The 19,287-nt window shown below is 70.3% G+C and carries 16 protein-coding genes; 8 read left to right on the forward strand and 8 right to left on the reverse strand.

Annotated elements, in window-relative coordinates; genetic code table 11:
- The first annotated feature begins 5 nt into the window (after positions 1–5).
- Positions 6–1,559 carry a sensor histidine kinase gene (locus AB0I35_RS12270; RefSeq protein WP_357395835.1) on the forward strand — a complete coding sequence of 518 codons (1,554 nt, stop codon included), beginning with the start codon at positions 6–8 and terminating at the stop codon, positions 1,557–1,559.
- On the forward strand, positions 1,556–2,254 hold the full coding sequence (locus tag AB0I35_RS12275) for a response regulator (protein WP_357395836.1): 699 nt from the start codon (positions 1,556–1,558) through the stop codon (positions 2,252–2,254). The genes AB0I35_RS12270 and AB0I35_RS12275 overlap by 4 nt, the downstream gene beginning before the upstream one ends.
- Position 2,255: 1 nt before the next feature.
- Here the strand turns inward: AB0I35_RS12275 and AB0I35_RS12280 are convergent, their stop codons facing one another.
- The 3 genes from AB0I35_RS12280 to AB0I35_RS12290 form a co-directional block, all read right to left on the reverse strand.
- The gene (locus AB0I35_RS12280) at positions 2,256–3,581 is read right to left on the reverse strand and encodes a cytochrome P450 (protein WP_357395837.1); all 1,326 of its coding nucleotides are present in this window, start codon (positions 3,579–3,581) and stop codon (positions 2,256–2,258) included.
- Between the two features lie 115 nt (positions 3,582–3,696).
- The gene (locus AB0I35_RS12285) at positions 3,697–4,410 is read right to left on the reverse strand and encodes a TIGR03089 family protein (protein WP_357395838.1); all 714 of its coding nucleotides are present in this window, start codon (positions 4,408–4,410) and stop codon (positions 3,697–3,699) included.
- A 3-nt stretch (positions 4,411–4,413) separates the two neighbouring features.
- Positions 4,414–5,826, reverse strand: coding sequence for an LCP family protein (locus tag AB0I35_RS12290; RefSeq protein WP_357395950.1), 1,413 nt, complete (start codon positions 5,824–5,826; stop codon positions 4,414–4,416).
- Positions 5,827–6,019: 193 nt separating this feature from the next.
- Here AB0I35_RS12290 and rfbD point away from each other — a divergent pair, with 193 nt between their 5' ends.
- From rfbD to AB0I35_RS12305, 3 genes are read left to right on the forward strand one after another with little or no spacing between them, the layout of a single operon-like run.
- Positions 6,020–6,877: a dTDP-4-dehydrorhamnose reductase gene (gene rfbD / locus AB0I35_RS12295; protein ID WP_357395839.1), complete on the forward strand. Its 858-nt coding sequence runs from the start codon at positions 6,020–6,022 to the stop codon at positions 6,875–6,877.
- A gap of 11 nt (positions 6,878–6,888) precedes the next feature.
- Positions 6,889–7,785 (forward strand): glycosyltransferase family 2 protein, encoded by an 897-nt coding sequence (locus AB0I35_RS12300; protein WP_357395840.1) that lies wholly within the window; start codon positions 6,889–6,891, stop codon positions 7,783–7,785.
- A 35-nt stretch (positions 7,786–7,820) separates the two neighbouring features.
- A complete protein-coding gene (locus AB0I35_RS12305) occupies positions 7,821–8,900 on the forward strand; it encodes an NDP-sugar synthase (protein WP_067491352.1) in 1,080 nt (359 codons plus the stop codon).
- 10 nt (positions 8,901–8,910) lie between these two features.
- On the opposite strand, the gene AB0I35_RS12310 is transcribed toward AB0I35_RS12305, so the two are convergent.
- Positions 8,911–10,488 carry a carboxylesterase/lipase family protein gene (locus AB0I35_RS12310; RefSeq protein ID WP_357395841.1) on the reverse strand — a complete coding sequence of 526 codons (1,578 nt, stop codon included), beginning with the start codon at positions 10,486–10,488 and terminating at the stop codon, positions 8,911–8,913.
- 335 nt (positions 10,489–10,823) lie between these two features.
- On the opposite strand from AB0I35_RS12310, the gene AB0I35_RS12315 reads away from it, so the two are divergent.
- Positions 10,824–11,039 carry a zinc ribbon domain-containing protein gene (locus AB0I35_RS12315; RefSeq protein ID WP_357395842.1) on the forward strand — a complete coding sequence of 72 codons (216 nt, stop codon included), beginning with the start codon at positions 10,824–10,826 and terminating at the stop codon, positions 11,037–11,039.
- Here the strand turns inward: AB0I35_RS12315 and AB0I35_RS12320 are convergent, their stop codons facing one another.
- From AB0I35_RS12320 to AB0I35_RS12335, 4 genes are all read right to left on the reverse strand, one after another.
- Positions 11,040–11,315: a SelT/SelW/SelH family protein gene (locus AB0I35_RS12320; protein WP_067491346.1), complete on the reverse strand. Its 276-nt coding sequence runs from the start codon at positions 11,313–11,315 to the stop codon at positions 11,040–11,042.
- A gap of 18 nt (positions 11,316–11,333) precedes the next feature.
- The gene (locus AB0I35_RS12325) at positions 11,334–11,723 is read right to left on the reverse strand and encodes a YchJ family metal-binding protein (RefSeq protein WP_357395843.1); all 390 of its coding nucleotides are present in this window, start codon (positions 11,721–11,723) and stop codon (positions 11,334–11,336) included.
- Positions 11,724–11,770: 47 nt separating this feature from the next.
- On the reverse strand, positions 11,771–12,199 hold the full coding sequence (locus tag AB0I35_RS12330) for a hypothetical protein (RefSeq protein WP_357395844.1): 429 nt from the start codon (positions 12,197–12,199) through the stop codon (positions 11,771–11,773).
- A gap of 160 nt (positions 12,200–12,359) precedes the next feature.
- Entirely contained in the window at positions 12,360–14,861 is a 2,502-nt protein-coding gene (locus AB0I35_RS12335) for an AAA family ATPase (protein WP_357395845.1), read from the reverse strand.
- Between the two features lie 373 nt (positions 14,862–15,234).
- Between AB0I35_RS12335 and AB0I35_RS12340 the strand changes: the two genes are divergently transcribed.
- Both AB0I35_RS12340 and AB0I35_RS12345 read left to right on the forward strand, forming a co-directional pair.
- A complete protein-coding gene (locus AB0I35_RS12340; RefSeq protein ID WP_357395846.1) occupies positions 15,235–18,189 on the forward strand; it encodes an SWIM zinc finger family protein in 2,955 nt (984 codons plus the stop codon).
- A complete protein-coding gene (locus AB0I35_RS12345; protein WP_067637501.1) occupies positions 18,186–19,286 on the forward strand; it encodes an AAA family ATPase in 1,101 nt (366 codons plus the stop codon). Before AB0I35_RS12340 ends, AB0I35_RS12345 begins: the two co-directional genes overlap by 4 nt.
- The last annotated feature ends 1 nt before the right edge of the window (position 19,287 follow it).

The raw sequence follows: 19,287 nt of genomic DNA on the forward strand, positions 1-19,287 counted from the left end.
GCAGGATGCGACGAGGACGACTGTCGCTTGCCGGACAGGCCTTCGTGTGGCAGTTGGTGGTGCTGGCGCTGATGATCGGCACGGGTACGGTGCTCGCCGTGCTCGACGCCAGACGCGACCACGATGTGGCCACGGAACTTCAGGTCAGGGACGTCGCCGTGTCGGTGGCCAGGGCGCCGTCGACGCTGGCGGCGGTGAGTTCGCCGTATCCGAGCGGGCTGCTGCAACCCACCACCGAGCGGATCCGGGCCGATACCGGGATGGACTTCATCGTGGTGATGGCGCCGGACCGCACCCGCTACACCCACACGAATCCGGAGATGATCGGCAAACCGTTCTCCGGCAGCATCGACCGGGCGCTGGCCGGGCAGACGTTCACCGAGACCTTCACCGGCACGCTCGGCCCGTCGATCCGGGCGGTGACGCCGGTCTACGACCGCGGCCGGGTGGTCGCGCTGGTGTCGGCCGGGGTGACCAGGGCCAGGATCGGCACCCAGGTGGCCTCGCAGCTGCCGCTGATCCTCGGGGTGAGCGCGGCCGGACTCGCGCTGGCCGCGTTCTCCTCGTTCCTGCTCAGCAGGCGGCTGCGCAGGCAGACCCACGGCTTGGCGCCCGACGAACTGCGCGCGCTCTACGAGCATCACGACGCGGTGCTGCATTCGGTCCACGAGGGTCTTGTGGTGTTCGGCACCGGCCAGGGGCCCGCGGAGGTGGTCAACGATCAGGCGCGCACCCTGCTCGATCTGCCGCAGGGCCCGGTGTATCGCGACGACCTGCCCGTCTCGTTGCGCCAGGAGCGCCCGGGCGTGGTGCGCGACGAAACGCATGTGACGACCGACCGGGTGCTGCTGGTGAACCAGGACGTGGTGACCTGGGAGGGCGAGCAGATCGGTACCGTGCTCACCATCCGCGATCAGACCGAACTGCGCGCGGTGCTCGGCGAGCTCGACACGGTGCGCAATTTCGCCGAGTCGCTGCGCGCCCAGGCGCACGAGGCGGCCAACAAACTGCACACCGTGGTCACCATGGTGGAACTCGGCAGGCCCGACGAGGCGGTGGCGTTCGCCACCGACGAGCTCGCGCTCTCGCAGGTGCTGATCGACCGGCTGCTGGCGGCGGTCGGTGACGCGGCGCTGGCGGCGCTGCTGCTCGGCAAGGTGGACCAGGCCGCCGAGCGTGGGGTGAGTCTCGCCATCAGCGAGGACACCGCGCTCGACTCCACCGACCCGCTCTCGGCGCAGGAAACCGTGACGCTGGTCGGCAATCTGGTCGACAACGCCATCGACGCGGCCGCGGGCACCATCGACAAGCGGGTCGAGGTGTCGGTGAGTCACCGCGACGGGCACCTGCGCGTGCGAGTCTCCGACAGCGGCCCCGGCATGTCGGCGCAGATGTTCGAGCGCGCCGCCGAACGCGGCTACACGACCAAATCCGATCATGCCGGCCTCGGCCTGGCACTCGTGCACCGTCTCGTCGATCGACACGGCGGTGCCATCACCACAACGGCCGCACCACACAGCGCGGTCACCGTCCGAATTCCGTTGAGGGAGAACCCATGATCCGCGTCCTGATCGTCGAGGACGAACCGTTGATCGCCCAGGCACACCGGGCCTATCTCGAACGGCTCGACGGATTCGTCACCGGCGGCGTCGCCCATACCGGTCATGACGCGCTCGATCTCGCCGCGTCGGCGATCGCCGACGGCAATCCGTTCCACCTGGTGCTGATGGATATCGGGCTGCCCGACATCAACGGCCTCGAGGTGGCCGCCGCGCTCAACGGACTCTCCCCGCGTCCCGATGTCATCGCGATCACCTCGGCGCGCGAGCTGACCATGGTGCGCAGCGCCGTCGCCCACGGGGTGGTGCTGTATCTGCTCAAGCCGTTCACCTTCGCCGCCTTTCGCGAAAAGCTGGAACGCTACCGGGATTTCGACACCGCCCTGCCCGCGGGCGAAGCGGCGCTGTCGCAGTACGACATCGACCGCGCCCTCGGTGCGCTGCGCACCGCCGACCAGCGCGCGGGCGCCCCGAAGGGCGTTGTGCAGCACACGCTCGAGGAGGTGTCGCGGGCGGTGCGCGCGGCCGAGGCGGGCATCACCGCCACCGATGCCGCCGCGGCCGTCGGCGTTTCCCGGATCACCGCGTGGCGGTATCTCGAGAAACTCGCCGACGACGGCCTCGCCGAACGCCGCGCCGACTACGGCCGGGCCGGGCGCCCGAAGACCCGCTACCGCTGGCGGGTTTCGACCTAGCTCACCCCTGGGTGGTGGCGCCCGCCAGATTGTCGGGCGCCCCGGTGCGCGCCACCGGGCCGAGGTCGACCGGCATGTGCTCGAACCCGTGCAGGGTGAACAGATTGCGGCGCACCGGTTCTCTACGTAAGCGCAGATCCGGGTAGCGGGCGTAGAGCGCGCGCAGGGCGTGTACCGCTTCCATCCTGGCCAGGCTCGCGCCGAGGCAGGCGTGGATGCCGCTGCTGAAGGCGACGTGCTCCTTGGCATTCGGGCGGTCGATGTCGAAGCGGTCCGGATCGGCGAAGACCGACGGGTCGCGGTTGGCGCCGGCCAGCGACAGGATGACGGTGGCACCCGCCTTCACCGTCATCCCGTCGACCTCGACGTCCTCGAGCGCCACCCGGGCGGTGGTCTGCACCGGTGGGTCGAACCGCAGCGTCTCCTCTACTACGTCGGGCCAGCGGTCGGGGTCGTTCTGGGCGATGGCGAGCTGGTCGGGGTTGGCCGACAGCGCGGCCACCGCGTTCCCGATGAGGTTGACCGTGGTCTCGAAGCCCGCGCCCATCAGCAGTCCCGCGCCCGCCTGCAGTTCGCGCATGGTCAGGTCGCCGGAGGTGACCAGGCTGGAGAGGATGTCCTCGCCCGGTTCGTCGCGCAGCTTCTCGATGTGCTCGGCCAGATAGTCGGCCAGGGTGTCGGTGGCGGCCATCGCCTCCCGGTAGGAGCGCCAGGAGGTGCCGATGTCGAGCAGTGGGGTGACGCGGTCGCCCCAGCGCAGGAACAGCTCGCGGTCGGCGGCGGGGAACCCGAGCATCTCGGCGATGATCGCGATCGGCACCTGGGCCGCGAAATCGGTGACGAGATCGATCGAGCCGTGCGCGGGCATCGCGTCGAGCAGCTCGGTGGTGACGGTTTCGACGCGGTCGCGCAACCTCCCGATGGCGCGCGGAGTGAAGGCCGATGCCACCGGCTTGCGCATCCTGGTGTGTTCGGGCGGATTGAGCACGAGCATCGACGGCGGCTCGACCGGGCTCGGCGGCGGGACAACCCGTTCGGCCAGCTTGCGCAACGGCGACGGGACCTCGCGTCCCAGCGCGGGGAACACACCGAATCTGTTGTCGCGCAGGATACTTCGCACCGGTGCGTGTTCGAAGCACGCGTACGCCAACGGCGTGCGGCGCAGACCGGGGCCGCGCAGTTCCTCGATGAGCGGGTAGGGATCGTGCAGTCCCCGGTCCCCGGCGAGCAGGGTGGCGAAGGTGTCGCCACGCCGCGCACGCCAGCGCAGGAAGGCACGGGGAATCCCGTGCTGTGCCGACCAGCGGATCCAGTACCCGACGTTCATAGCCGCCCCTTTGCGCCGTACTGCCGAAGATGTCTTCCACAGTACGGACGGGGTGTGACAGAAACCACGTTCCTCGGGCGGAGACCGACCTATACCCAGGTAGGAGACGAGCGGCTCAGCGCCGCACGGTCACCCGTTCGGTCTCGGCGCGGTGCTCGGTGGCGGTCGCGTCGGGATTGACCACCTGCACCAGCGACGCACCGGCGCCGAGAACGGCGAGGTACCCGTCGATCAGCTCGGCCGCGGTGTCCCACGGCGCGCTCGACAGCACCCGGTCACCGGCGGAAATGCCCTGCAGCGCCGCCGATTTCTTCGCCGCGTCGAGCACCTCGCCCACCGACATACCGTCGAGAGCGGCCCGGAAGCCACCGGGCAGGAACTGGTCACCGTGCACGCGCACCGCGGTGGCGAAATCGGTGACACCGACCGGCAGGTCGCGCACGGGTGTGCCCATGGCGTCCAGCGACAGCACCGCGACCTCGTCGACGCCGTCGGCGTCGTCGAGCCGGTCGGGTGCCACCAGGGCGAGGTCGGCGTCCGGATCGGGGCTGAGCACCACTTCGGTTCCGGCCCACCAGCACCCGAGCAGCACCGCGGCCGTCTGCCAGTGCGCGGGCAGCAGCACCGCGACCCGCGCGCCGGGGGTGAGCGCGAACTCGTCGCGGATCAGGTTGGCGGTCTTGGCCGCCCAGTTGGCCAGCGTCAGCCCGGACAGTTCGATGCGGGCGCCGGTGGCGTCGTCGTACCAGGTGACGCGCGGTCCGGCGGGATCGCGTTCGAGGATCGGGTCGAGGAGGGCGTCGGTCAGTGTCGAATGAGGCTCACGCATAGGTCAATTCACGCATTTCGGTCCGTTCTGGCCTGCGTCGATCGGCGGGGCGGGCGGTACTGGCGTGGCGGTCGCCGAGGCTGTTCCGTCGAAATCGAACATGCCTGCCGCGGCCGAGCCGGGACCAGAGTAGTCGCTCGCCAGCACCACGCTCACCGAATCCGCCGACAGCGACGGATCCGCGACCACGGTCAGGCCGCCGAGTTCCTCGGCCACCGCGACGGCCTTGGGATCGGCGCTGTCGGCGGCGAGCACCCGGCTCGAGCTCACACTCCCCCCGGAATAGTTCCCGACCAGACCCTCGCGGAAACCCTTACCGGTCAACGCGGCCGCGACCTTGGCCGCCAGGCCCGTCGCGCCACCGGCGTTGAACACGCTCACCGTCACCGTGGACGGGTCGACCTTCTTCTCCTCGGCCGGTTTCTCCTCGCCGACCAGCCCGGCCACGTAGTCCTGCACGGCCTTCGGCTCCACCCGAACCACCGATTCGCCGTCGGCCGTCATGCTGTTCAGGTCGGCGACGGGAATGGTGTCGAACTCGACCTGACCACCGGAGAGATCCTTCAGCTGCTGCAGGAAGGCGAGCACGTCCCAGTCGTCGTCGAGGACGACCGTGCGCCCGACGGCTTCGCTGATCTCGCCGAGCTTGCCGGGATCGGCCAGCGTCCTGGCATTGAGCAGCTGACTCACCAGCTGGGCCATGAACACCTGCTGACGCACGATCCGGTCGATGTCGCCGCGCGGCAGATCGTGGCGCTGCCGCACGAAACTCAAGGCCTGCGCGCCGTCGAGACGTTGATTGCCCGCCGGGAACTGCGCACCGGACATGTATTCGTCGACCGCGTTGTTCAGGCACACCTCGACCCCGCCGACGGCATCGGTGAGCAGCACGAACCCGAGCAGACTCACCTCGGCGTAGTGGTCGACGGTGACGCCGGTGAGATTGGCCACCGACTTGATCAGCGCCTGCCTGCCCGCCTTGGTCGAGTCGCGTTCGGCGTCGGCCTCGGCGTCACCGTCTGCGAGCATCTTGGCGCGTTCGGTCTCTTTCGTCGCGCCGTAGGCGGAGTTGATCTTGGCCTTGCCCTGACCGGGAACGTCGACGTAGGAGTCGCGGGGAATGGAGATGGCGGTGGCGGAGCGGCCGTCGTTGGGGACGCGGACCAGCACGATGGTGTCGGTGTTGGTGCCCACTTCGTCGCCGGCGTGCAGCATGGCGCGTTCGGCGCTGGTGAGCGGATTGCCGTGGGCGTCGGTGCGGCTGTCGACACCCACGAGCAGGATGTCGACGGCGCCGTCGCGGCCGCCGCCGAGACCGAGTCCACCGATGCGTTCGATATTGGCGATCAGATTGTCGACGCTGCGCCAGGCGAACCCGGTGATCGCGAGCACCAGGACCGCCGCGATCGCCACCATCACCTTCGCCGGTCCCGCAGGCGTGGTGGCCGACGGTGATCCTGTCGACTCTCGCACTCGTGCTTCCTCTCGACCTCGCGGCGCCCCCGCCCTGCACGCCTCCCCGCAAACCCCACTGTCGTGAACACAGGCTAACCAACAGTTACCACAGTCGGGCCGACCCGCAGGTGTTGCGGCGTGCCAGACTGGCCGCGTGAATGCCGATTTCCCCACTCGAGCTTCCCTGATCGTAACCGGCGCCGGTGGGCTGCTGGGGCGGGAAATCCTGCGTCTGGCCCCGCACGCACGTGGCCTCGGCCGGTCGCAGGTCGACATCACCGACCGCGACGCGGTGGAGGCGATGCTCACACCCGGCGCGGTGGTGCTCAACTGCGCGGCCTACACCGCCGTCGACGCCGCCGAAACCGACCGCGACGCCGCGTTCGCCGCCAATGCCACCGGTCCGGCCGTGCTCGCCGCCGCCTGTACCGCGATCGGCGCGCGGCTCATCCACGTGTCGACCGACTATGTGTTCCCCGGCACCGCGAGCACACCGTACGAACCGGACGACCCCACCGGACCGGCGACGGTCTACGGCCAGTCGAAACTGGCAGGTGAGCGAGCCGTGCTCGACGGCTGCCCCGAGGCGCAGGTCGTGCGCACAGCATGGGTGTACGCCGGTGTCGAGGGGGATTTCGTCGCGACGATGCGCAGGCTCGAGCGCGAACGCGACACCGTCACCGTGGTGAACGACCAGCTCGGGTCGCCGACCAGTGCGATCGATCTGGCCGCCGCCCTGCTGGAGCTCGCCGACCGCCCCGACGCGCCCCGGGTGCTGCACGCGACCAACTCCGGCACCGCCACCTGGTTCGACCTGGCCGTCGCCGTTTTCACCGAGCTCGGCGCCGACCCGGCCCGGGTGCTGCCGTGCGATTCGAGCGCGTTCCCCAGACCCGCGCCGCGCCCGCCCTATTCGGTGCTCTCACCCCGGGTTTGGAACGACGCGGGCCTGACCCCGATGCGGCCCTGGCGTTCCGCACTCACCGACACACTTCGCCGGTTGTCCGACTAGGCTGCGCACTCGTGAACGCAGCCGAATCCCCCGCCCCCGCCGGTCTGGCCGTCGTCACGGTGACCTATTCACCGGGCGAGCATCTCGAGCACTTCATCACCACCCTCGCCGACGCGACCAGCGAGAAGCCACAGGTGATCCTGGCCGACAACGGGTCGACCGACGGCGTGCCCGAGCTGGTGGCCGAGGCCAACGCGCACGTGCGGCTGCTGCGTACCGGCGGCAATATCGGCTACGGCGGCGCCATCAACCGGGCCGTCGCCGAGATCGATCCGTCGATCGAATTCGTGATCCTGGCCAACCCGGACATCCGCTGGGGCGTCGACTCCATCGACAAGCTGCTCGAGGCCGCGCAGCGCTGGCCGCGCGCGGGCGCCTTCGGGCCGATGGTCCGCGAACCCGACGGCAGCGTCTACCCCTCGGCCCGGCGGGTGCCCGGCCTGGCCGACGGTGCCGGGCATGCGATCCTCGGCGCGATCTGGCCGAAGAATCCCTGGTCGGTGCGGTACCGGCAGGAGAACGAGGAGCTTTCGGAGCGGGTGGTCGGCTGGCTGTCGGGCTCGTGCCTGCTGGTGCGTCGGGCCGCGTTCGACACCATCGACGGCTTCGACTCGCGCTACTTCATGTACATGGAGGACGTCGACTTCGGCGACCGGATGGGCAAGGCGGGCTGGCACAATGTGTTCGTCCCGGACGCCGAAGTGACCCACGCCAAGGGCCACGCCGCGGGCAAGCACCCCGAACTGATGCTGCCCGCCCACCATGCCAGCGCGTACCGCTTCCAGGCCGACCGGCATCCGCACTGGTGGCAGGCGCCGCTGCGGCTGGCGTTGCGGGCCGGACTTGCGGTTCGCTCCCGGATTGCGGTTCGATCGGCGCTGCGTGAGAAAGCGCGAACCAGCGCCTGAGTAGGGGCTGGTCCACTGTGAACAGGGGAAACTCGATGGCAGGCAATGCAGGCACCGACGCGGTCATCCTCGTCGGCGGACAGGGCACGCGGCTGCGTCCGCTCACCCTCTCGGCGCCCAAGCCGATGCTGCCGACGGCCGGGCTGCCGTTCCTGACCCACCTGCTGGCCCGCATCGCCGAGGCCGGGATCACCCACGTCGTGCTCGGCACCTCCTTCAAGGCGGAGGTGTTCGAGGAGCACTTCGGTGACGGTTCGGAGCTGGGACTCGACCTGGAGTACGTCACCGAGACCGAGCCGCTCGGCACCGGTGGCGGCATCCGCAACGTGCTGCCCAAGCTGCGCGCCGACAATGTGATGGTGTTCAACGGCGACGTGCTCGGCGGCACCGACCTCGGCGCGATCCTCGACACCCACGAGTCGACCAACGCCGATGTGACCCTGCACCTGGTCCGGGTGAGCGATCCGCGCGCGTTCGGCTGTGTGCCGACCGACGAGGAAGGCCGGGTCACGGCGTTCCTCGAGAAGACCCAGGATCCGCCGACCGACCAGATCAACGCCGGTTGTTACGTGTTCCGCCGCGAGTACATCGAGAAGATCCCGACCGGTCGCCCGGTGTCGGTGGAGCGCGAGGTGTTCCCCGCGCTGCTGGCCGAGGGTGCCCGCGTGCAGGGTCACGTCGACGCCTCCTACTGGCGCGATATGGGCACCCCGGAGGACTTCGTACGCGGATCGGCCGACCTGGTCCGCGGCATCGCCCCCTCCCCCGCGCTGCCGGGTCAGCGCGGTGAGTCGCTGGTGCACCCGAGTGCGGGCGTGGCGCCCGGGGCGCTGCTCATCGGCGGCACCGTGGTCGGGCGTGGCGCCGAGATCGGCGCGGGCGCGCGACTCGACGGAGCCGTGATCTTCGACGGCGCGGTCGTCGAGGCGGGCGCGACCGTGGAACGGTCGATCGTCGGCTTCGGCGCCCGGATCGGTCCGCGCGCGCTGGTGCGTGACGGTGTGATCGGTGACGGCGCCCAGGTCGGTGCCCGCTGCGAACTACTGCGCGGGGCGCGGGTGTGGCCGGGCGTGGAAATCCCCGACGGCGGCATCCGCTTCTCGACCGACGTGTGACGGGGACTGCTCAGCTGAAGCCGACGGCCTGGTCGCCCCAGGCGGTGTGCAGTTCGGCGTCGGGATTGTCGACGACCCGGTCGATGGCGTCGATGAGCAAGGTGGTCCGGTCGGTGGGCAGATAGCGCGGCCAGTGCTTGGAACCGTCCAGTGCCGCCGGTACGCCGTGTTCGGCGAAGGCCAGCCAGCGGCGCTGCATCCGGCCCGAGACCGCGAGCGAGACCTTGCGACCGCCGAGCCAGAACGTGGGGTCGTGGTTGAGCGTGCCGAAATTGCCGAACACATAAGGCAATTCGGTGGCGTGGCCGGCACCGACCCGGGCCGCCTTCAACATCGGTGTCGCGTAGTCGAACCGGTACTTCCAGGTCGGTGAGTGCTGGGCGTGCCCTTCGGCGACCCACGCGGCGGGCATACGGAACGCGGCGTCGGTCGACATGGCGAGCGCGCCACGGATCTTGGTGAGATCCGGGTAGGCGGAGGTGATCTCGGCGATCCGTTCCGGCGACATCTCCGGGTGCGAAGCGGCGACGTCGCGCAGCATGGCGTTCACGGCGTCGGGTGTCACCGGCATGATCGGGGATTTGAGCACCCGGAACAAGGAGGCCTCGTCCTTGTTGCTGCCGATCAGCAACGGCACCCGATGGGAAAGGCCCTGCTGGAAACGGTCGATCGGATAGGCGGGCAACAGGTCCCCGTCGACGACCGGGGCGGCGGCCAGCCTGCCCGGTTCCTTGGTCGGCACCTCGTCGAGCAGGACCGCGCCGACCTCCACGAGCTGCTCGATCGGCAGCTCGAGCAGCCGATCCGTTTCGCCCGCACCGAGTTCCAGCAGTTCCAGGTACCGCTGGGCGACGACGGCGGCGCGTTCCTGCCCGAATACCGTGGTGGCGGGCGGACTCTGGGCGATCGCCTGGTGGAACAACCCGTCGGCGGCGGGTGCGGTGAGCAGCGCGGTGACGCAGCCCGCGCCGGAGGATTCGCCGAAGACCGTCACTTTGCCGGGGTCGCCGCCGAACGCGGCGATATTGTCGCGGACCCAGGCGAGGGCAGCCAGCTGATCGTGCAGGCCGAGGTTCGGGGTGAACTGGTCGCCGAAGGACGACAGGTCCAGGAATCCGAGGACCCCGAGCCGGTAGTTCACGGTGACGACCACCACGTCGCCCGCTTCGGCGAGTCTGCGCCCGTTGTAGATGGTCTGCGCGGCGGTGCCGAGGCAGTAGGCGCCGCCGTGCAGCCACACCATCACGGGGCGCGGTTCGTCGTCGCTGGGCTGGGGCCGGGGCGACCACACGTTCACCCACAGACAGTCCTCGCCCATTCGCAGATCCGAGTCGACGGGCACCATCGCGCCCATCGCCTGCGGTGCGATCTCACCGAAGACCGCGCAGTCGCGCACACCCTCCCAGGGCTTCGGCGGCTGGGGGAGGCGGAATCGAGCCGGGCCGGCGGGTGCCTTCGCGTAGGGCACACTGCGCCACACGGCGACCGGCCCCTCCCAGATTCCGCTGACCGTGCCGTGCTCGGTGTGCGCCAGTGGTTCGGCTTCGTGGGTCCACGTGCCTTGGTCGAGATCGGGCTGAATGCTCATCGCACACCTCCTAGCCGGCGCGATCCACGAGTGCCTGTGCATTTGCTCCCGCGGGCCGCAGCACCTGGTGACTCCTTACGAGAGTACGTCGACAGGCCACTGGCACGCCGCCAACGCACCATTTCCGCAGGTAACGGTTACTCGCCGGTACAGCTTCGACCTCCGCACGGTGTCGTCACCGGGGGGATCTGGGCTGCCGGAGCCGCGGTGGGCCGGCGGGGTTCCGATCGACGTCAGCGCGGTGCGCGGCGAACCCCACCGCACCGGAATTCGATAGCTGCGAGTGTGCTGATCGGCCAGGTGTCGGTGCGGCCGTCGCGACTTACACTTGCCGCATGCCGAACTACAGCTTCCGGTGCCGCTCGTGCGGCGACACGTTCGAGGTGAACCGGCCGATGGCGCAGTCCTCGGATCCGGCGTCCTGCCCCGCGGGCCACGACGACACCGTCAAACTGCTGACCACCTTCGCCACCGTGGGTCGCGGCGCCGCGCCGATGCCCGCGGCACCTCCCGCGGGCGGCGGATGCTGTGGTGGGGGCGGCTGCTGCTGATCAGTCGCGCCGGTCGACGTGCCCGAGGTCGCGCTCGGGTGCGATCCGATCGCGAACCCGCTGCTTGAGCACCGCGATCTCGGGAAAGCCGCCGTCGGCCTTGCGTTCCCACAGCTGATCGCCGTCGAGGGTGATCCGGAAGACGCCACCCTCCCCCGGCACGAGCGCCACCTCGGCGAGATCGGTGCCGAAGGTGCTCAGCAGTTCCTGTGCCATCCAGCTCGCGCGCAGCAGCCAGCGGCATTGGGTGCAGTATTCGATCGCGATGCGGGCCACCGGTGCAGTATCCCCGGTTCAGGCGGCGAACACACCGTCGAGGTACACCCAGGCACCGTCGACGCGGACGAAGGTGCTCACCTCGTGCATGCTGTCGCGCGTGCCGTCGAGCCGGTAGTGGGCGATGAACTCGACGGTGCCGTTGTCGTCGAACGGTCCGCCGCGTTCGGTGCGCACGATCTCGAGGAACAGCCAGCGCTGGTCGGGATCGAGTTCGAGGTCCTTCGGGCGGGTGTCCGGGTGCCAGGAACGCAGCAGGTAGTCGGTGTCGCCGACGACGTAGGCGCTGTAGCGCGAGCGCATGAGGGTTTCGGCGGTCGCCGCCGCGCGCGCACCGGCCAGGATCGGGCCGCAGCAGGCATCGAACGGTTCGCCGCGCCGGCACGGACATGGTTTCGCTTCACCCATGGGGTCATCCTGCCGGGTGCGTGCGGGCGGCCGATCGCCGACCGTGCTCAGCCGAAGGTCTGGTGCGTCAACGGGACCAGTTCCAGGGCCCGCCACAGTTCGGTCGTCTGGTCGCGCCAGCGACGCAGGTCGGTGACGCTCGGCGCCATCTCGTAGTCGAGGTGGTGGGCCGCGCGCGAGAGCGCCGCCCACAGTGCACCCACCTGACCTGCTGTTTCGGGACCGGCATAGACCCGAAGAGCGAGCAACTGGGCGCGCATCGGGCAGCGCATGAGTTCCGGCGCGATCTGGGCCCACAGTTCGTCAACGGCTTGCTCCAAGGCCAACCGCAGAATCCAGGCGACGGCCCGCGACCACACTCCCCCGGCATCCGAGACCGACCCGTTCAGCAGGTCGTCGGCGGCCGCCAACCGTTCGGCGACGGAAGGACGCGGGGTGAACTGGGCCCGCCGCGGCCTGCCACGACGGTTCACCACGGCCCGACCCGCCTTGCCGCACAACGAATCGGGGTCACTCCGTGCCTGCGGGCGACGCCACGCCCGAGCCGTGGCCTTCCCCGGCGGCGAACACGAATTCGGTGCACCGCTACATCGACCGGGTGGTCGAATGCGCGGCCGTACCGGACCGGATCCCCGTTCACGACCGCACCATCGCCGGTTCATGGGCGCGCAGCCAAGCGATGAATCGTTCGGTATCGCTGATCAATTCGCGCATCGGCCGGTCGATCGGCACGTGGGCGCCCGCGGTCGCGTCGCGCAGCACCCCGACGAGCCAGCGGCCACCGACGGCACTGAGGTGCTTGTTCAGGTCGTCCACGCGGGCACGGGGACCCATGATGGCCAGGGTGATCATGGCGCGCGTGGTGTGCGCGTTGCGAACCCGGCGCTCCACTTCGCCGTGCGCGAGCCCGGCGGCGAGCAGCTCGTGGCGCGCTTTCGCCAGCCCGGCGGCCTCGATGGCCGAACGGCAGCAGGTGGCGACGAGTTCGTCGGCGATCGCGGGGGGTAGTTGCGGTGTGCGGAGCAGGGATCGGGCGTCGTCGAGGTAGCGGCGCACCGGGTCGCCGGTCACCCGGACCTCGACGACGGAGCGTTCGCGGCGCTGTACTTCGAGCACGGTGGCGTCGAGCTGCATGCGGCGCACGGCTTCGGCGAGGCGCTCGTCGTGGGTGAACACGACGACCTGCCTGGTGAGGGCGACCTCGGCCAGTACCCGGGCCAGTCCGTCGACCTTGGCAGGGTCCATCGCCTGCACCGGGTCGTCGATCATCACGAACCGGAAAGGGCTGTGCGCCACCGTGGCTCGCGGCAGGAACAGCGAGAGCCCGAGCGCGTGCAGCTCGCCCTGGCTCATCACACCGAGCGCGGCGCCGTCCACCTCGTCGACGGTGACATCGAGAAGCACCCGCCGCGCCGTCCCCGCGCTGCCCTGCAACCGGATCGCCCCGAGCTCCACATTGCTCTGCTGGCGCAGGGTGCTCCACACCCACCGCGCCGTCGCCTCCAGCGGCCGCATCCGTTCGCCCCGGATGCTCGTCGTCGCCGACTTGAGCCAGTCCGCGGCTTTGCGCACGATCCGCAACTCGCCCGCGTCGGCCGCGACGGCCCTGGCCGGTTCGAGCCAGGCCAGGATGCGCGGGACCAGCGGCGACCACACCGCATCCAGGCGTTCGAGTTCGATGCGTGCATCGCGTTGCAGGGCAGCGAGTTCGGCGGCGAGGTCCTGGTAGGTCGTGCGGAGGCGGTCGACCGACTGCTCGTCGTACTCGGCGGTCGCGAGTGCGGCCCACGCGTCCCAGGATCGTCGAACCGCGTCGCGGCGCTTGCCGAGTACTTCCGACCGGATCGGCGCTTCGGGCAACGGCGAGGTCGTCCCGGGTTTCACGACCCGGTCTGTGGCCCGGGTCGCCGGAGCCAATTCCTCGGGCACCGGCGCCGGGAGGACGCGAGCTGCTGCGAGAGCGGACTCGAATTCCGTTCGGGCGGAGCGCAGGGCGTCGAGATCGGCGCTCCGCCTGGCTATCTCGGCGTCGGCGGCGAACAGCCAGTCGTCGTCCAGGTCGCCACGGCCGCAGACCGGGCAGGGACAGGTGCCTGCGGTGACGGCGTGTTCGCGTGCGCGGGTGAGCAGTTCGAGGACGCGCAGGTCGGATTCGGCGTCGATCGTCGCGTGGTCGGACAGGTCGGCGGCGGCGCGGGTGAGCCGGTCGGCGACGGCGGCCACCACCACCGGATCGGGCAGGGACAGGCGCAGGATCGCGCGCAGGCCCTCGGGTCCTTCGGCACCGAGAACCGAGCCCGCCACCTCGGCCGCGATGGCGTCGAGGTCGGGGTCCGGGTCGCGGAGCAGCTCGGCGACGCGATCGGCGCGATCGTCGGCGACCTGGGCGAGTTCGTCGAGCAGGTCGGCGCGGTCCTGCCGCGAATTCTTCACGGCGCGTTCGAGTTCCAGCTTGCGCAGCCGGATGCTTTCGGCCGCCGCGGCGAGCTGGTCGAGGCCGAGGAGGCGGTGCAGCGCGTCGAACAGGTCGCTCGGTTTGCCGTCGACGAGGGCGCCGAGCTCGCTGTAGGACAGGAACGGGCGATACAGGTCGAGGCGTTGGCGCCTGCTCACCGGGTCGACGGCAGCGGGCGAGGCGTCACCGCGCCGTTCGGTCCACTGCGCCTCGGTCAGCTCGGCGCCGGGTGCCCAGTGCGTCGCGACGGTGACCGCACCGCCACCGGTGAGCAGCTCGACCTCGATCCGGGCGAGGTCGGGTTCGTGCAGGTTGCGCCAGCCTTCGCGCCAGGCGCTGGTGCGCCCGTCCCAGCGGCGATTGCCGCCGGTCAACGCGAATTCGGCGGCCTCGGCGAAGCTGGATTTCCCGCTGCCGTTGCGACCGACCACCAGGGTGAGACCGGGTCCGGGATTCAGCCGGAGGGTGGCGGTGGGGCCGATGCCGCGGAAGCCGTGCACGGTGACGGCACGAAGGAAGACGCCGGTGTCACCGGCATCGGCGGTGTCGGCGGCATCGTCGACCTCGGTGAGCGCCGCGAGCACGCAATCGGCGACCCGGTCCTCCACAGCCGGGTCGGCGGCGAGCTCGCGCGCGACCACCTCGGTGATGCGGTCCGAGCACACTGGCGACACCCCCTTCACGCCCCGAGCGCAACTGTGCCCGAAACGCTACCCGATCGCCGGGCGTTCGCCCAGGGGATGCGCTGCGCCCCAGCGAATCTGCCCGCGGGAGTGGAATGGCCATCGTGGCGCCGCGACCGGCCCTCGATGTCCACCCCTCGCCCACCCCGGCGGGCAGCTCGATGAGGTGCTCTCACCCGCGCTACGCTGCGTTGAGCGACCCGGGCGGTCCGGTCGAGCCGAACAGGTCAGAATGCCAGAGTTCGCCCCACACAGCAAGAGGTGAGGCGCGAATTTTCCACGGCACCAGGGTTTTCCAGGTCTTTCACTGTGCACGGGCGAAGTTGTCGGTGGGCTCGGGTAGATATTTCGGCGACAGAGAACGGGGGAACCGATGACCGACACATCCGCGCTGTGGACCGAGGACCAGGTCCGTGCGCTCGCACCCGATGCGAGCTCGGTGGCTGCCGCGCGCAAGCTGGCGAGTCGCTGGCGCGACACCGGCGCCGAGGGGAACGCGGTGTGGGGGCTGTGCCAGGGCAGTGGGGCCAAGCCCTACCAGACGATCGTCGATCTCTCCGGTCCCGCGTACAAGTGTTCGTGCCCGAGCCGGAAGTTTCCCTGCAAGCACGCCCTGTCGTTGCTGCTGGCGTGGTCGAGCGGCGCGGTGCCGACGCGGGACGCGCCCGCCGACTTCGCGGCCGAGTGGCTCGCGGGCCGGGCCGCCAAAGCCACCGCGGCGCCGAAGGCCAAGTCGGCGCCGTCGGCCGCGGCGGTCGAGCAGCGGCGCGGCCGGGTGTCGGCGGGGCTGGCGGAACTGCAGGTGTGGCTCACCGACCAGGTTCGCACCGGCCTCGCCCAGACCGACCGCTCCTACGCCGCCTACGAGGCCGTGGCGGCGCGCATGGTCGATGCCCAGGCCCCACGGATCGCGGAGGCACTGCGCAGGCTGCCCACGGCGGTGGCCACCACCGAGCACTGGCCCGAACTGTTGCTGCGCGAATACGCCCGGCTGTATCTGCTCGTCCTGGCTCACCGCACCCTCGACGCGTTGCCGGAATCGTTGCAGGCCGCCATCCGCTCCCACATCGGCTACCCGGTGCAGGCCGAGACCGTGCTCGCCGAACCGGCGGTGCGCGACCGTTGGCAGGTGCTCGGCATGCGGGTGAGCGAGGAGGAACGGCTCTACGCGCGACGCACCTGGTTGCGTGGCCGTGCCGGTGGCCGCTGGGCGCTGCTGATCGAACATTCCTTCGGCACACCGAATTTCACCGGCGAGGTGCCCGCACCGGGCAGCGAGGTCGACGCGGAACTGCACTACTACCCCGGCCCCGTACCGCTGCGGGTGCAATGGGGTGCCCGCCACGGTGCCCCCGAACCGTTCACCACCGTCCCGGCCGCCGGTACCTCGATCGGCGATGCGCTCGACGCCTACGCCGCCGCGCTGAGTCACGACCCGCTGGTGCGTTCTGTTCCGGCGCTGCTCACCGATGTGGTTCCTGCCATCGACGAGCACGGTTGGCATCTGGTCGATGCCGAGGGCACCGCGCTGCCCCTGCCCACCGGGGTCCGGCCGTGGCGGTTGGCCGCGGTGTCGGGTGGTCATCCGGTGACGGTGACCGGTCAGTGGTCGGCCGAGGGCTTCGACCCGGTGTCGGTGTTCAGCGCGGGCGAGGTACACGACCTGGAAACCGAATTCCCCACCGGTTCCACCGCGAGTCCCGAACTGGCCGAACTCGTTTCGATCGCCCTGCTCGGCACCGCGCGCCGTGGGCTCGACGGTGTGCATCTCGATCCCGCGGTCACGGGCGCGGTGCCGCAGCGCGGTGGCGATACCGCGACCCGACTCCTCGAGACCGCCGCGTTGCAGGATCTGTACCTGCGGGGCGGGCGGGTACCCGGTACGGCACCGAAACCCGATCCCGCGCTCGATGATCCGCGTCCGTTGCTGCCGCGCCGGTCGGCCGATCGGCTCGGCCGCCTGCTCCGGGAGAAATCGGCGTTTCTTCCCGAATGGTTCGCCGCCGCCGAGCCGTTCGACTTCCGATTGCCCGATGTGCTGTGTGTGCAGGCCTTGTCGGCGGCGTCGGATCCCGCGCTGCGCGATCCGCTGCTGCGGTTGGCCGGGCGGCGGGGGCGGTGGCTGGCGGCGCGTAACCCCGCCTGGTCGAAGCTGGTCGACGAGTTTCCCGTCGACCGCACCTCGTCCGGGGGGAGCACTGCGTCCCGCCACGAATCATCGGCCGTGGCCGATGGTCCGACCGCTGCGGATTCGCCTGTGGTCGACGGCGACTCCGTCGAGGTCGCTGCCTCGCACGATGTGTGGCTGTTCGGCACCGCGGGTGAACGCAAGGACTGGTTCGCGAACCTGCGCCGGGTCGACCCGGCGCGTGGGCTCGAGGTGCTGACCAGCGCGTGGCCCAAGGAATCGGGGTCGATCAAAGCCGAACTCCTCGGCCTGCTCGGCATCGGTGCGAACGCCGCCGACGAAACCCTCCTGGAACGGGCCCTCGACGACCGGCGCGGCGACGTACGTCGGACGGCCGCCGGTCTGCTCGCCCGGCTCCCCGATTCCGGGTACGGCGCCAGGATGACCGCGCTGCTCACGACGTGGGTTCGGGTCGGCTCCGACGGCGGGCTCGAGGTGGACGTCCCCGCCGACGTGGGCGCGCAAGCCCGCCGCGACGGCATCACCGACGGCACCGAACAGCCGAAGCTGCGCTGGGACACCTCCGACGCATCGGTGCAGACCCTGCATCAGGTGATCGCCGCGGCACCGTTGTCGGCGTGGACGCGAATTCTGGGCACCACCCCCGAGAACACCGCCGCGACCGCACTCGCACTCGCACTGCCTGTGCGTTATGCCAAGGCGATCGTCGACGGCTGGGTCGACGCCACCCTCGCCGCCCGCGACACCACCTGGGCGCGTGAGCTTTTCGCCGGGGCGAGCCCGACCGAACAGGCGGTACTGCGCCGCCGGGAACTGTTCACCCTGCTCGATCCCGCCGACCGTGTCGAGCACGTGCTCGACCTGGACGCGCATCAGCTCACCGAACTGCACGCGATCCTGCCCGGACTCGACCACCCGTGGCCGGACCGGGTCGCCACCCATGTACTGCGACTGCTCGGCGAACGCGCCCGCACCACAGCACGTCACCCGCATTCCGGTGCGGGCGTCTACACCGATCGAGCCCTGCTCACCGCGGCAGGCATCCACTTCCCCGTCGGCCTCGCCGCCCGCGTCACCGCGCTGGCCGAGGCCACCGACGACCCCGCCTGGCATCAGGCCTTCCGCACCCTCGCCACCGATCTCACCGAACGCGCCACCATGCTCGAGGAGCTGTCATGACGACGACCGAATCCGCAACCACCCTGCTGCGCCCGCACGCCGAGCAGGCCTTCGCCGACGAGCTCACCGCGCTGGCGCGCGTCGACGACCGGCCGCGTCCGCCGTCGTGGAAGTTGTCGCCGTGGGCGGTGGTCACCTATGTGCTCGGCGGCACGCTGGCCGACGGCACGGTCATCACACCCAAGTACGTCGGTCCCCGCCGGTTGATGGAGGTGGCCGTGGCGACGCTGGCCACCGATCGCGCGCTGCTGTTGCTCGGCGTGCCCGGCACCGCGAAAACCTGGGTGTCGGAGCATCTTTCGGCAGCCATCAGTGGCGAGTCGACCCTGCTGGTGCAGGGCACCTCGGGGACGGCGGAAGAAGCCATCCGATACGGCTGGAACTACGCGCGGCTGCTCGCCGAGGGGCCGAGCGATGCGGCGCTGGTGGCGTCGCCGGTGATGACGGCCATGCGCACCGGCGCGATCGCCCGGATCGAGGAACTGACCCGCATCCCCTCGGATGTGCAGGACGCGCTCATCACCATCCTGTCCGAGAAGACGCTTCCCGTCCCCGAGCTCGGTGCGGAGGTGCAGGCGGCCAAGGGTTTCAATGTGATCGCCACCGCCAACGACCGCGACCGGGGTGTCAACGATCTGTCCTCGGCGCTGCGCCGCCGTTTCAACACCGTCGTGCTTCCGCTGCCCGCCGACGAGGATTCCGAGGTGGCGATCGTCAGCCGCCGGGTCGAACAGCTCGGTGCCGCACTGGAGTTGCCGACGGTCCCGGCCGCCGCCGAGGAGGTGCGGCGCGTGGTCCGGGTGTTCCGTGAGCTGCGCTCGGGCATCACCGCCGACGGGCGAACCAAACTGAAGTCGCCGTCGGGCACGCTGTCCACCGCCGAGGCGATCTCGGTGATCACCAACGGTCTGGCCCTCTCGGCCCACTTCGGTGACGGTGTGCTTCGCGCCTCCGACATCGCGGGCGCCGTACTCGGTTCGGTCATCAAGGACCCGGTCGCCGATGCGGTGATCTGGACCGAATACCTCGAGGCCGTCGTCCGTGAACGCCCCGACTGGGCCGATTTCTACCGCGCCTGCCGCGACATCGCCGGCTGAC

This window comes from Nocardia sp. NPDC050378 (assembly GCF_040655675.1).
Lineage (GTDB): Bacteria > Actinomycetota > Actinomycetes > Mycobacteriales > Mycobacteriaceae > Nocardia > Nocardia coubleae.

What these genes read in the sequence shown, in the direction of transcription:
- AB0I35_RS12290 (WP_357395950.1), bottom strand. Translation starts at nt 5,826, where the DNA reads ATGGTGGCGATCGCGGCGGTCCTGGTGCTCGCGATCACCGGGTTCGCC.
- AB0I35_RS12275 (WP_357395836.1), top strand. Translation starts at nt 1,556, where the DNA reads ATGATCCGCGTCCTGATCGTCGAGGACGAACCGTTGATCGCCCAGGCA.
- AB0I35_RS12305 (WP_067491352.1), top strand. Translation starts at nt 7,821, where the DNA reads ATGGCAGGCAATGCAGGCACCGACGCGGTCATCCTCGTCGGCGGACAG.
- AB0I35_RS12310 (WP_357395841.1), bottom strand. Translation starts at nt 10,488, where the DNA reads ATGAGCATTCAGCCCGATCTCGACCAAGGCACGTGGACCCACGAAGCC.
- AB0I35_RS12345 (WP_067637501.1), top strand. Translation starts at nt 18,186, where the DNA reads ATGACGACGACCGAATCCGCAACCACCCTGCTGCGCCCGCACGCCGAG.
- AB0I35_RS12340 (WP_357395846.1), top strand. Translation starts at nt 15,235, where the DNA reads ATGACCGACACATCCGCGCTGTGGACCGAGGACCAGGTCCGTGCGCTC.
- AB0I35_RS12325 (WP_357395843.1), bottom strand. Translation starts at nt 11,723, where the DNA reads ATGGGTGAAGCGAAACCATGTCCGTGCCGGCGCGGCGAACCGTTCGAT.
- AB0I35_RS12285 (WP_357395838.1), bottom strand. Translation starts at nt 4,410, where the DNA reads ATGCGTGAGCCTCATTCGACACTGACCGACGCCCTCCTCGACCCGATC.
- AB0I35_RS12270 (WP_357395835.1), top strand. Translation starts at nt 6, where the DNA reads ATGCGACGAGGACGACTGTCGCTTGCCGGACAGGCCTTCGTGTGGCAG.
- AB0I35_RS12315 (WP_357395842.1), top strand. Translation starts at nt 10,824, where the DNA reads ATGCCGAACTACAGCTTCCGGTGCCGCTCGTGCGGCGACACGTTCGAG.
- AB0I35_RS12280 (WP_357395837.1), bottom strand. Translation starts at nt 3,581, where the DNA reads ATGAACGTCGGGTACTGGATCCGCTGGTCGGCACAGCACGGGATTCCC.